The sequence below is a fragment of the Streptomyces sp. NPDC029044 genome, from assembly GCF_040637495.1.
Taxonomy (GTDB): Bacteria; Actinomycetota; Actinomycetes; order Streptomycetales; family Streptomycetaceae; genus Streptomyces.
This window is the reverse complement of record NZ_JBEZWN010000026.1, coordinates 24,784-37,252: the sequence shown is the minus strand read 5'-3', so window position 1 is coordinate 37,252 and position 12,469 is coordinate 24,784. Positions and strand designations below refer to the sequence as shown.

Annotated in this window: 10 protein-coding genes; 6 read left to right on the top strand and 4 right to left on the bottom strand. The window is 73.0% G+C overall.

The genetic code is table 11. From position 1 onward, the window contains the following. Positions 1 to 105 precede the first annotated feature (105 nt). The 3 genes from AB0E85_RS21430 to AB0E85_RS21420 all read left to right on the top strand — a co-directional run bounded on the left by AB0E85_RS21430 (position 106) and on the right by AB0E85_RS21420 (position 2,407). Positions 106 to 669: an SAV_6107 family HEPN domain-containing protein gene (locus AB0E85_RS21430; RefSeq protein WP_361929428.1), complete on the top strand. Its 564-nt coding sequence runs from the start codon at positions 106 to 108 to the stop codon at positions 667 to 669. A 253-nt stretch (positions 670 to 922) separates the two neighbouring features. Continuing rightward, positions 923 to 1,729: a methyltransferase gene (locus AB0E85_RS21425; protein ID WP_361929425.1), complete on the top strand. Its 807-nt coding sequence runs from the start codon at positions 923 to 925 to the stop codon at positions 1,727 to 1,729. Between the two features lie 279 nt (positions 1,730 to 2,008). After that, complete coding sequence (locus tag AB0E85_RS21420) at positions 2,009 to 2,407, top strand: DUF3040 domain-containing protein (RefSeq protein ID WP_031108527.1); 399 nt, start codon at positions 2,009 to 2,011, stop codon at positions 2,405 to 2,407. A 426-nt stretch (positions 2,408 to 2,833) separates the two neighbouring features. On the opposite strand, the gene AB0E85_RS21415 is transcribed toward AB0E85_RS21420, so the two are convergent. The 4 genes from AB0E85_RS21415 to AB0E85_RS21400 form a co-directional block, all read right to left on the bottom strand. After that, positions 2,834 to 5,227 (bottom strand): DUF3488 and transglutaminase-like domain-containing protein, encoded by a 2,394-nt coding sequence (locus AB0E85_RS21415; protein WP_361929422.1) that lies wholly within the window; start codon positions 5,225 to 5,227, stop codon positions 2,834 to 2,836. Further along, positions 5,224 to 6,588: a DUF58 domain-containing protein gene (locus AB0E85_RS21410; protein ID WP_361929419.1), complete on the bottom strand. Its 1,365-nt coding sequence runs from the start codon at positions 6,586 to 6,588 to the stop codon at positions 5,224 to 5,226. Before AB0E85_RS21410 ends, AB0E85_RS21415 begins: the two co-directional genes overlap by 4 nt. Next, positions 6,588 to 7,631: a MoxR family ATPase gene (locus AB0E85_RS21405; RefSeq protein ID WP_361929417.1), complete on the bottom strand. Its 1,044-nt coding sequence runs from the start codon at positions 7,629 to 7,631 to the stop codon at positions 6,588 to 6,590. The genes AB0E85_RS21410 and AB0E85_RS21405 overlap by 1 nt, the downstream gene beginning before the upstream one ends. A 302-nt stretch (positions 7,632 to 7,933) precedes the next feature. Next, on the bottom strand, positions 7,934 to 8,485 hold the full coding sequence (locus tag AB0E85_RS21400; RefSeq protein WP_361929414.1) for a carbonic anhydrase: 552 nt from the start codon (positions 8,483 to 8,485) through the stop codon (positions 7,934 to 7,936). A 405-nt stretch (positions 8,486 to 8,890) separates the two neighbouring features. Here AB0E85_RS21400 and rsmH point away from each other — a divergent pair, with 405 nt between their 5' ends. Genes rsmH through AB0E85_RS21385 form a run of 3 tightly spaced genes read left to right on the top strand, consistent with a single transcriptional unit; the run spans position 8,891 to position 12,292 of the window. Continuing rightward, entirely contained in the window at positions 8,891 to 9,847 is a 957-nt protein-coding gene (gene rsmH / locus AB0E85_RS21395; protein ID WP_361929411.1) for a 16S rRNA (cytosine(1402)-N(4))-methyltransferase RsmH, read from the top strand. A gap of 31 nt (positions 9,848 to 9,878) precedes the next feature. Then, on the top strand, positions 9,879 to 10,328 hold the full coding sequence (locus AB0E85_RS21390; RefSeq protein ID WP_361929408.1) for a hypothetical protein: 450 nt from the start codon (positions 9,879 to 9,881) through the stop codon (positions 10,326 to 10,328). A gap of 5 nt (positions 10,329 to 10,333) precedes the next feature. After that, complete coding sequence (locus AB0E85_RS21385) at positions 10,334 to 12,292, top strand: penicillin-binding protein 2 (RefSeq protein WP_361929406.1); 1,959 nt, start codon at positions 10,334 to 10,336, stop codon at positions 12,290 to 12,292. Positions 12,293 to 12,469: the final 177 nt, after the last annotated feature.

Genomic DNA, 12,469 nt, shown 5'->3' with positions numbered 1-12,469 from the left:
CAAAACAGCAGGTCAGAGCGGATTGTCAGTGCCATACCTCACGATGGGTCACATACGGCACTCCGTGACCGGACGTGCCGTCACCCAGACGACAGGAGGTTCGTCATGGCCAGCTACCACGCAGCAGCCGCCCGTCGGCGCCGCGCCACCGGCCCTGCCCCCTCACTGACCGGCCCGGCGAGCGACGTGCACCCCGTGCTGCGCCGGGCCACGGCCCCGCCCGCCGCCCTCGACCTGCTCGCCCAGGCCCGCGCGAGCCTCGACGAGGCCACCGCCCTGGAAACCCCGAACGAGCGCTACGCGACGGCCCACCTCGCCGCCCTGCGCACCGCCGCCGCGGTACTCGCCGCCCGGGGGCGGCCGGAGACCTCACCCCGGGCCCGGGCCAAGATCCGCAGCGCCTGGGAAGTGCTCCCCGAGATCGCGCCCGAACTGACCGAGTGGAGCGCGCTGTTCGCCGCGGGCGCCCGGCGCCGGGCCCGGGCCGAGGCCGGCATCCAGGGCGCCGCCACCGGCCGGGACGCCGACGACCTGATACGGGACGTGGCGATGTTCCTGCGCCTCGTCGAGCGGATGCTGGTCCTCCAGCCGGTCCTCCCACAGCCCCGCCCGGACCAGGACCGGCCGGAGGGGCCCGGCTCGGGGAGGGACATGCCGGACGCGGGCTGACCGGGCAGCGGCGGCCGGGGGACCGGCCCGCGGCCCTGGAGCGGTAGGCAGCCCGGGTCCGGCCGACGGCCCGGGCCGGGAGCTCCCGTCTGACCCGGGGTCCGTCCCCGCACCGGGTCATCCAGGCGCCTCGGCGTAGGCAATAGGGTGGGGGACGCCTGAAGTCTTCTCCTCCCCGTCGACCGGGGCCGGGGAAGACGCCCCGTTCACGCCGCCGTGCAAGAGGCGGTGCCGCGCCGAGGAGTCAACTGCCGTGTCGGACCCGATGCGCCCCCGCGCCTCACTCCGTACCGCCGTGGTCTGGGAGGTCCTCCAGGACGCCTTGGACCGCCGGGTCAAGGCCACGGGCCGGGAGTCGCTGGACGTCCTCGACACCGGAGGCGGCAGCGGCAACTTCGCGGTGCCCGCCGCCCGTCTGGGTCACCGTGTCACCGTTGTCGACCCCAGCCCCAACGCGCTGTTCGCCCTGGAGCGCCGTGCCGCCGAGGCCGGTGTCGCCGACCGGGTGAAGGGCGTGCAGGGCGACGCCCACGGCCTCTTCGACGTGGCCGAGCGCGGTGCTTACGACGTCGTGCTGTGCCACGGCGTCCTGGAGTACGTGGACGACCCGGCCGAAGGCGTCCGCAACGCGGTGGCGGCCCTGCGCGCCGAGGGCGTCCTCAGCCTGCTCGCCGCCGGCCTCGGCGGTGCCGTGCTGGCCCGCGCCCTCGCCGGGCACTTCACGGAGGCCCGCCAGGCCCTCGACGACCCGAACGGGCGATGGGGCACGGGTGACCCCGTTCCGCGCCGTTTCACCGCCGAGCAGCTCACCGGCCTGGTCGAGGCCGCAGGTCTGCGCGTCGGCGCCGTGCACGGCGTGCGGGTCTTCGCCGACCTGGTGCCCGGCGTCCTGGTGGACACCGAGCCCGGAGCGCTGGAAGCGCTGCTGAAGCTGGAGGAGGCCGCGGCCGAGCTCCCCGCCTTCCACTCGGTGGCGACGCAATTGCACGTGCTCGGTGAGACGGGTGGGACCGGTGCGACAGGTGGGGCCGCCGAGACCGATGGGGCTGCCGAGGCCTGAGCCGCTTCCTGAGGTACCGCCGCTGATCAGCGGCTTGGCTGTGCATGGAGTACGCCACAGGCCCCCCGAATGGAGGCGGCGCGCCGTATGATCGAGGGAGACCGTTCCGGCATGACGGGTCGGCCGCCGGGGAATGGAAGCCTCAGCGAGCCGGGACGCCCATGCCGGGGTCCGGTTGGTCAATTGGCGCAGAGGGGCGGGTTTCACGGGGGCGATTCCCTGCCTATCCTGAAGGGACCCCCCGGGTCGCCCCGGCGACTGCACGATGAGGAGGACTCCGTGCCGCTCTCGGAGCACGAGCAGCGCATGCTCGAGCAAATGGAGCGAGCGCTGTACGCCGAAGATCCCAAGTTCGCGACAGCGCTTGAGGGAAGCGGGCTGCGCACGTACACCCGGCGACGGGTCTACCAGGCGGTCGCCGGCTTCCTCGTAGGTATCGCGCTCCTCATGGCTGGAATGGTCGCCAAGCAGGTCTGGCTGAGTGTCGTGGGCTTCCTCGTCATGCTGGGCTGTGCGGTGCTGGCCGTCACCGGCTGGCGCAAGGCTCCCAAGCCGGGCGAACAGGCCGGCGGTGCCGCCGGGCCCCAGGCCCGCCGACAGGGCCGGCAGCGCCGCTCCGTGATGGACCGCATCGAGCAGCGCTGGCAGAAGCGCCGCGACGAGCAGGGCGGCCACTAGCCCTGCGCGCAGCCTCTCCAGGCCTACGTCCGCATACGTACGTCAGGGGGTGACCATCGAGTCGGTGGTCACCCCCTGACGCATGCGTCGACAGCCGGGGCCGGCCCGCGCGGGGCCGGCCCGCACCGGACACAACAGGGTCGGCCTGCCCCGGCAACGCGAAAGGCCGGCCGGCGCACTCGCACCGACCGGCCTGAGCCGCTCGCATCCCTCAGCCGTGCCGGCCCGGCGTATCCCTCAGCCGTGCTGGGCCTGACGTATCCCTCAGCCGTGCTGGGCCTGACGTATCCCTCAGCCGTGCCGGGTCCGGTGTATCCCTCAGCCGTGCCGGGTCCGGCGCATCCCTTAGCCGTGCCGGGCCTGACGTATCCCTCAGCCGTGCCGGCCCGGCGTATCCCTCAGCCCTGCCGGGCCCGGCGTATCCCCTCAGCCCTGCTGGCCCGACGCCTTCCGCCAGGTCGGCCGCAACGCCACGGCACGCTCCCGGACGTCCGTCCACCGGGCCGACGCCGCCCACACCACCCGCACGGTGGAGCGGGGAGCCACAAGCGCCCGGAGCCGGGCCGGGCGGCCGGCCGTAGCGCGGAGGCCCGCCGTCGCGCGGCGGACATCGTCCGTGAGACCGGCCACCGGGCGGGGACGCGGTGCGTACAGGACCTGCTCCACCGCGTTCGCCACCCGGTGCACCGAGGCCGCGGCCGCCGCGTCGAGGTCGCCCAGCCGGACGATTCGGGCGGCCGCCTTGCGTGGTGTCTGCGACTCGTCCGGCGCGATGCCGAAGTCCCACGCCGTGTCGGTCAGCTCCTGCCAGACGGCCAGCGTGTGCCGCGCCGCGTCCGCCTCACTGCGGCCGTGCGCCCCGAGCCGCACCGTGCGCGTCCGCAGCCGCCACAGCATCGGCGCCAGGGGGAGTGCGAGGACGGCGAGACCGGCGAGGGCCCACAGCAGGAACGCGTACCACTTCGGGCCGTCGTCGTCCGTGGGCAGCGCGGCCGCGGGCGACTCGCTCGCGCAGCCGCCGTCCAGCTTCCTCTGCTCCGGGGTGCAGGACTCCCTCGCCGACGGCGCCGAGGAGGGCGCGGTGGACGTCGTCTCGGACGGCCGCACCGGGTCCGGCACCGAGTTGTCCGGGCTGTCGGGCAGGGTGTACGACGGGATCGAGCCGCGGTTCGGGGTGGGCTCGAAGCGGGTCCAGCCCACGCCCTCGAAGTACAGCTCCGGCCAGGCGTGCGCGTCGCGCAGCCCCACCGACACCGAGCCGTCGGCCTGCGGGGAACCGGGCGCGAAGCCCACCGCCACCCGGGCCGGGATGCCCAGGGAGCGGGCCATCGCCGCCATCGCGAACGAGAAGTGGACGCAGAAGCCCTGCTTGTCCTTCAGGAAGCGGGCGATGGCCTGCGAGCCGCTGCCCACCTGCACCTGCGTGTCGTACTCGAAGCCGCCGGTCACGGCGAACCAGTCCTGGAGCTTGACCGCCTGGTCGTACGGGTTGGCGGCGCCCGCGGTGACCTGGCGGGCGGTGCGGCCCACCACCGACGGCAGCGAGTCGGGCAGTTCGGTGAAGTCGCCCTCGATGTCCGCGGGCGGCGGCCCCGCCGCGGCGAGCTGCTTCGCCGTCGGCTGCATCTCCAGGCTCTTGACCTGGTACGTCAGGCCCCGCGTGTTCTGCCCGTGGTCGCCGACCAGGGTCATGCCCACCGGCTCGTAGCGCCAGTTGCCGCTGATGCGCACACCGCTCGGCGGGTACGGCATGGGCAGCCAGTCCTGGGCGTACCAGTCGGCCGCCGTGATCGTGGTGTCGACCTCCCTGCGCTTGACGTCCGGGCTGAGGCCGACCGGGTCCGGGAAGGTGCCGCCGGGCACGGCGGTGATGGACCGCCGGGACGGCTTCCACGTGGTGCCGTCGAAGTCGTCCAGGGACACGATCCGCAGATACAGGTCCGAGACGTCTTTCATCTTCGTCCGCACGGACAGGACCTGCTGGTCGTCGTCCGCGTTCAGGCTGTCCCGCAGCGACACCAGCGGGTTCACCGCGGAGATCGTGCCCCCGCCGCCGGGGCCGCCGCCCGCGCCGGCTCCCACGGAGTCCAGCAGGCCGCCGTTCATCGCGGGCAGGCCCAGCGGCACCACCAGCGCGATGCCCAGCGCGACCACGCCGATGCGCCGGCCGGTACGGACCGGGGCGACCGCGCCGCTCGGCTCGGCGCCGGACGTACGCGGAGCGCCGCCGAACACCCGGCCCCACTGCGACAGCCGGTCCCGCCCCTCGGCCAGCAGCAGCATCAGATAGCCGGCCGCCGCCACCAGGAACCACAGCCAGTCCGTACCCCCGTCGGACAGCCCGGCGGCCACGGAGTACAGCGCGAGCAGGGGCAGCCCGGCCGGGGCGGCGCTGCGGAACGTCACCGCGAGGGTGTCCACCAGCAGCCCGATGACCAGGACCCCGCCGATGAGCATCAGCCGGATGCCGTCGGACTCCAGGGGAGCCGGGATGGCGTACCGGGCGATGTCGTCCCCGCCCTGCTGGAGCAGGACCGCGAAGCGGTCGAAGGCCTGCGGCCCGGGGATCAGCCCGGCCAGGGCCTGCTCACGGGCGAACACGAAGGTCAGCAGCGCGACGGTGACCACGGCCTGCGCCGCGACGGTCAGCGGCCGGGCCAGCGGCACCCTGCGGGCTGCGGCACCGACGCCCGACTGCAGGGCCAGCAGGAAGGCCGCCTGCACGATCCAGGTGGCCGGCTTGACCAGGGGCAGCAGGGCGCACGCGGCCATCAGCGTGGCCGCCCAGGCGCCCAGGGTCAGTCGTACCCGCCCGCTCATCCCGGTCCCTCCCCGCCGCTCGCGGCGGCCACGCCCCTGCGCTCCCGGTCGGCCTGCCGCCACACCTCGTCCACGGAGGCGCCCCGCGGCACCCGCAGGGCCGTCCAGCCGGCCTCCCGCAGCATGCGCAACCGGTCTTCGCTCCTGTCCGACGGACCGGGGACGTCGCTCGGTTCCCGGACCCAACTCTCGCTGTCCAGCACGAAGGCGACCGCACCCGGGCTGCGCTGCCGCATCCGGCCCAGCACCGCCGCCTGGTCCTCGTCCAGGTCGCCGAGGAAGGCCACCAGCAGTCCCTCGTTCCCGCCGCGCAGCACGTCGTAGGCCCGGGACAGGCCCGCGCCGTCGGAGTGGTCGATCACCGCGAGGGTGTCCATCATCAGCCCGGCCGCGTCCGCCGACTCCTGGCTCGCACCCGCGAAGCCGTCACCGCCCTCACCGGGCACCGCGTTGCCGGTGTCCGTCAACAGCCGCACCGAGTAGCCCCGTTCGAGCATGTGCACCAGCACGGACGCGGCGCCCGACACGGCCCACTCGAAGGCCGCGTCCGGTCCCGCGCCCTGGTAGGCGATGCCCCGGGTGTCCAGCAGCACCGTGCAGCGGGCGCGCTGTGGCTGCTCCTCGCGGCGCACCATCAGCTCGCCGTAGCGGGCGGTGGAGCGCCAGTGCACGCGGCGCAGGTCGTCGCCGTAGCGGTAGCCGCGCGGGATCACGTCGTCCTCGCCGGCCAGCGCGAGCGAACGCTGCCGGCCGTCGCCGTACCCCTTGGCCTCACCGCTGAGGCGTACCGGCGCCAGCGGCTCCACGCGCGGGATGACGGTGAGCGTGTCGTACGTCGAGAAGGACCGGGTCAGCTCGCACATGCCGAACGGGTCGGTCAGGCGCAGCTGGAGCGGACCCAGCGGATAGCGGCCGCGCAGGTCGGAGCGCACCCGGTAGGAGACCTCGCGCCGGCCGCCCGCCTCGACCCGGTCCAGCACGAAGCGGGGCCGGGGGCCGAGCACGTACGGCACCCGGTCCTGGAGCATCAGCAGCCCCGTGGGCAGCCGGGAGACGTTGTCCATCCGCAGGTGGACCCGGGCCTCGCTGCCCGCGGGCACGCGCGCGGGGGAGAGCCGGCGGCTGCCCGCGACCCGGTAGCGGGTGCGGTACAGCACCGCCGCGCACACCAGCGGCAGTACCGCCAGCAGGAGACCCACGCGCAGCAGGTCGGCCTGCCCGAGCACGTAGGAGCAGATCGCGGCCGCGACACCGGCGGCCAGGAAGGAGCGTCCGCGGGTGGTCAGACCGGCCAGGGCGGTGCGGATGCCGCCCTTCTCGCCCCGGTCGGCTTCCGCGTGCCCCGTCCCCGCGGTCGTCATCACAGCCTCCGCGGCGGCTGCTGGGGATAGGCCGGCGCCGTACGGTCGAGGCCGCCGAAACCGCTCTGCTGTGGCGGCGCCGCGGTCGGCACCGGGGTGCGCTGAAGGATCTCGTCGACCACCTGCTCGGCGGTGCGCCGGTTGAGCTGGGCCTGGGCGGTGGGCAGCAGCCGGTGGGCCAGGACGGCGCCGGCGAGGGCCTGCACGTCGTCCGGCAGCGCGTACTCCCTGCCGCTGAGGGCCGCGGACGCCTTCGCCGCGCGCAGCAGGTGCAGCGTCGCGCGCGGGGAGGCGCCGAGTCTCAGGTCGGGGTGCGTGCGCGTGGCGCCGACCAGGTCGACCGCGTAGCGCCGGACCGGCTCGGCGACGTGCACGCCGCGCACCGCCTCGATCAGCTTGAGGATCTCGTGCGCGTGGGCCACGGGCTGGAGGTCCTCCAGCGGCGAGACGCCGCCGTGCACGTCCAGCATCTGGAGCTCGGCCTCCGCGCTCGGGTAGCCGACCGACACCCGGGCCATGAAGCGGTCGCGCTGGGCCTCCGGCAGCGGGTAGGTGCCCTCCATCTCGACGGGGTTCTGCGTCGCCACCACCATGAAGGGGCTGGGCAGCTCGTAGGTCTTGCCGTCGATGGTGACCTGGCGCTCCTCCATCGACTCCAGGAGCGCGGACTGCGTCTTGGGCGAGGCGCGGTTGATCTCGTCGCCGATCACCACCTGCGCGAAGATCGCGCCCGGCTTGAACTCGAAGTCACGGCGCTGCTGGTCCCAGATGGACACGCCGGTGATGTCCGACGGCAGCAGGTCCGGCGTGAACTGGATGCGGCGCACCGAGCAGTCGATGGACCGCGCCAGTGCCTTGGCCAGCATCGTCTTGCCGACACCCGGGACGTCCTCGATCAGCAGATGTCCCTCGGCGAGCAGTACGGTCAGCGAGAGCCGTACGACCTCGGGCTTGCCCTCGATCACGCCTTCCACCGACTCCCGCACGCGCTCCACCACGGCGGTCAGATCAGTGAGGCTCGCTCGATCGTCATAGGTCGTCACCCGGCCCTCCTCGGCCTTTCCCGCGCCCCCAAGGAGCACGGGATACCCCATTTTCCCGGGCCGACGCCGCATGACGCAGGCCGGCCCACCCCGAACCACGGACACCACGCGTGAAAAGTTCCGCGTGACGCCACTCCCGCATTCTTGCTGCCGTTACCGTTTCGTGTCACTCGACTGTGGACAACTGGCCGCGATATGTCGGTCTTACGACCATTCGAACGCGTGACTGACAGGCTTTCGACAGCTACAGCAGGTGGCTTTCCGGGGCGGACGGCCCACGGCGTCCAGGCCTGCGGGCCGGGTCAGGAGGCCGGATCGACCTCGCGCAGCAGGCCGGTCTTCACGTCGAACACGAATCCGCGCACGTCATCGGTGTGCGGCACGAACGGCGAGGTGCGGATCCGCTGCATCGACTGCCGTACGTCCTGCTCGGCGTCCTGGAAGGACTCCACCGCCCAGGACGGACGCTGCCCGACCTCGGCCTCCAGCTCGCCCCGGAAGTCCTCGGTGAGGGTCTCCATGCCGCAGCCGGTGTGGTGGACGAGGACGACGCTGCGCGTGCCCAGCTTGCGCTGGCTGATGGTGAGCGAGCGGATCACGTCGTCGGTGACGACGCCGCCGGCGTTGCGGATCGTGTGACAGTCGCCGAGTTCGAGGCCGAGCGCCTGCAGCGGGTCGAGGCGGGCGTCCATGCATGCCACGACGGCGACGTGCAGGGCGGGGCTGGCGGCCATGTCGGCGTGGCCGAAGTCGGCCGCGTACCGGGCGTTCGCCTCGACGAGGCGGTCGGTGACCGTGCCGCCGGCCGCTATGGCGCTCTCCGAACCTGTGGGAACCGATGCAGAAGTCGTCATAGGTATGACGTTACTGGTCACACCCCGTCCAGGCCTCCTGTGGGAGTCGACAAAGAATGCCGTCGGCAGGCGGTTGTGAGGTAACCCACAAGGGTGGCGTACCGGTCTCCGCGCGAACGGCGGCGACGCGCAGGCCGGTTGATTGACCGCGCGACAGGGTGGACTAAAGTGACGCGAAGCGGGAGGCGAGACTCTCCCCGCTGGACTGATTTCTTCGGAGACCCCGGCGACGACCGGAGATCTCCCCGCGCGCGCGGCGCGTACGTACGGCTCGGCCTCCTCCCGCTCCCGGCCGGCTGACGCTTCCGGCGCCGGCCGGCCGCCCCTTCACCGGGGCCCCAGCGAAGCTGGGAACGGGCGGGGACCCGGCGGTGCGTACGGCCGCGCCGGATCTGAGAGGGCCCCTTGAGCGAGAGTCGACACGTCCCGGTGATGCTCCAGCGGTGCCTGGATCTGCTGGCACCCGCCCTGGAGGGCCCGGACGCGGTGGTCGTCGACTGCACTCTCGGCCTCGGCGGGCACAGCGAGGCACTCCTGGAGAGGTTCCCCGCCGTCCGGCTCGTCGCCCTCGACCGCGACAAGGAGGCCCTGCGCCTGTCCGGCGAGCGCCTCGCCCCCTACGGGGAGCGCGCCACGCCGGTCCACGCCGTCTACGACGAACTCCCCGAGGTGCTCGACCGGCTCGGCATCGCGCGCGTGCAGGGCGTCCTGTTCGACCTGGGCGTCTCCTCCATGCAGCTCGACGAGGCCGACCGCGGCTTCGCCTACGCCCAGGACGCCCCGCTCGACATGCGCATGGACCAGACGACCGGCGTCAGCGCCGCCGAGGTCCTCAACACCTACCCGCCGGGCGAGCTGGTGCGCATCCTGCGGGCCTACGGCGAGGAGAAGCAGGCCAAGCGGATCGTCAGCGCGATCGTGCGCGAGCGGGAGAAGGAGCCGTTCAGCAGCAGCGCGCGGCTGGTCGAGCTGATCCGCGACGCCCTGCCGCAGGCCGCAAAGCGCACCGGCGGCAACCCGGCCAAGCGCACCTTCCAGGCCCTGCGCATCGAGGTCAACGGTGAGCTCTCCGTCCTGGAGCGGGCGATCCCGGCCGCCGTGAAGACGCTCGACGTGGGCGGACGGATCGCCGTGCTGTCGTACCACTCGCTGGAGGACCGGCTGGTCAAGCAGGTCTTCGCGGCGGGCGCCGCCACCACCGCGCCGCCCGGACTGCCCGTCGTGCCCGAGCGCTACCAGCCGCGGCTCAAGCTGCTCACCCGCGGTGCCGAACTCCCCACCGAAGAGGAGATCGCCGAGAACCGGCGGGCGGCACCGGCGCGGCTGCGCGGGGCCCAGCGCATCAGGGAGGACGTCGAGTGAGGCGTGTGCAGGCCGGACCGAGGGAGCGTGCGTGAGCGGCAAACCCGAACTGAAGGGGAGGGCGGCCCGACTCGCCCGGCTCCTCCCGACCGGCCCCGGGCAGGCGGCCCGCACGCCCTTCGTCCTCCTGGTCGTCCTCCTCCTCGGCGGCGGTCTCATCGCCCTCCTGGTGCTGAACTCGGCCCTCAGCGAAGGCGCGTTCAAGCTCGACGACCTCCAGCGCGGGACCAAGAACCTCACCGACGAGGAGCAGGCCCTCCAGCGGGACATCGACGCCTACTCCGCCCCCGACGCCCTGATGCGCCGCGCCCGCGAGCTCGGCATGGTGCCCGGCGGCGACCCCGCCTTCCTCGCTCCCGACGGCACCGTCAAGGGCGTCCCCGGCGCGGCCCCCGGTGTCCCGCAGTCCTCCGTGCACACCCCCCTGGTCCTCGCCCCCGAGGCCATGACCGACGGCCCTCCTTCGACCCCCGGCAGGTGACGGAAGTGTCCGACAGGGAACCGCCCCGCCGTCGCGTGCCCGGCCCCGCCAGGCCCGCCCGCCCCGACGCCCGGCGGCGTCCCGGCCCCGGTGCCCGTCCGGCCCGGCGACCGGGGCAGGGCCGCCCGGCGGCACCCAAGCCGCTGCGGCTCGGCAGCCCCCGCCCCCGCCTGCGCCTGGTCGGACTCGCCCTGACCCTGGTCCTGTCCGCCTTCGTCGTGCGGCTCTTCCAGGTGCAGGCCGTCGACGCGAGCACGTACGCCGCCAAGGCCGAGCAGAACCGCTACGTCGGGCAGGTGCTGGCCGCAGACCGGGGCGAGATCACCGACCGGTCCGGTGTGGCCCTCGCGACCAGCGAGGACGCCTACGACATCACCGCCGACCCCACGATGTTCGCCCCGAAGATGCTGAAGATCGGGGACGGCCCCGAACAGGCGGCGGCCCTCCTCGCGCCCATCCTCGGCCAGGAGCAGGAAGCCCTGGTCGAGAAGCTGCGCCCGGAGAACAAGGCCCTGCGCTACGTCAAACTGGCCTCCCGCCAGACCCCGCAGGTCTGGAAGCAGATCAAGGATCTCAAGTCGGCGCTCTCCAAGAAGGCGGAGACGGACAAGTCCACGCCCAACGTCCTCTCGGGCGTGTTCTCCGTCGCCACCAGCAAGCGCGTGTACCCGGGCGGCGACCTCGCCGCCGGGATACTGGGCTGGGTCAACGGCGAGGGCAAGCCCGGCGGCGGCATCGAGCTACAGCTGAACAAGCAGCTCGCCGGCAAGGACGGCAAGATCCGCTACGCCCAGTCCGGCGGCCGTCTCGTGCCCACCGCGGGCTCCACCGAGACACCGGCCGTCCCCGGCAGCGACGTCGAGCTCACCATCGACCGCGACATCCAGTGGGCCGCCCAGAACGCCATCAGCGACCAGGTGAAGGAGTCCGCGGCCGACCGCGGCTACGTCATCGTCCAGGACACCCGCACCGGGCAGATCCTGGCCATGGCCAACTCGCCCGGCTTCGACCCGAACGACCTGTCGGACGCGGACCCGGCAGCCCTCGGCAACGCCGCCCTCCAGGACGCCTTCGAGCCCGGTTCCACCGCCAAGGTCATGTCGATGGCGGCCGTCCTCCAGGAGGACGCCGCCACGCCGGGCACGCACGTGGTCGTCCCCAACCGGCTGCACCGCGGCGACCGGCTCTTCAAGGACGACATCGACCACCCGACCTGGTACCTGACGCTCAACGGCGTCCTCGCCAAGTCCAGCAACATCGGCACCATCCTCGCCACCGGGCAGCTCGGCAAGACCCAGGCCCAGGCCAACAAGGTCCTCTACGACTACCTGCGCAAGTTCGGCCTCGGCAGCTACACCGGGCTGGGCTTCCCCGGCGAGACCAAGGGCATCCTCGCCCCGCCCGACAAGTGGTCGACCTCGCAGCAGTACACGATCCCTTTCGGCCAGGGCGTCTCCATCAACGCCATGCAGGCGGCCTCGGTGTACTCGACCATCGCCAACGGCGGGGTCCGCATCGAGCCCACCCTCGTGCGCGGCACCAAGGGACCGGACGGGCGCTTCACCCCCGCCCCGAAACCCGCGGAGAACCGGGTCGTCAGCGCCAAGACCGCGAAGACCCTCGCCCAGATGCTGGAGTCGGTCGTGGACGACGAGGAGGGCACCGGCACCAAGGCGCGCATCCCCGGCTACCGCGTCGCGGGCAAGACGGGTACCGCCAACCGCGTGGATCCGGCCACCGGCAAGTACCACGGCTACACCTCGTCGTTCGCCGGGTTCGCGCCCGCCGACAAGCCCCGCGTCACCGTCTACTGCGCCATCCAGAACGCCACCCGGGGCAGCTACTTCGGCGGTCAGATCTGCGGACCCGTCTACAAGAAGGTCATGGAGTTCGCACTGAAGTCCCTCCAGGTCCCGCCGACCGGTGCCAAGCCCGCGAAGCTGCCCGTCTCCTTCAAGCAGTGATCAGGGCCCCACGCCCTGCCCCGTACTCAGCCCCACCGAGCCACCAGGACCGCCTCCGTGACAACGATCACCCCGCAGCCCGGGAACCAGAGCAGCCCCAGCCCCTCACTTCGCCCGGAGGCGGGTACGCCCGGTACGCTCACCGCCGTGCCACACGCTGATCAGTCCCAAACCACC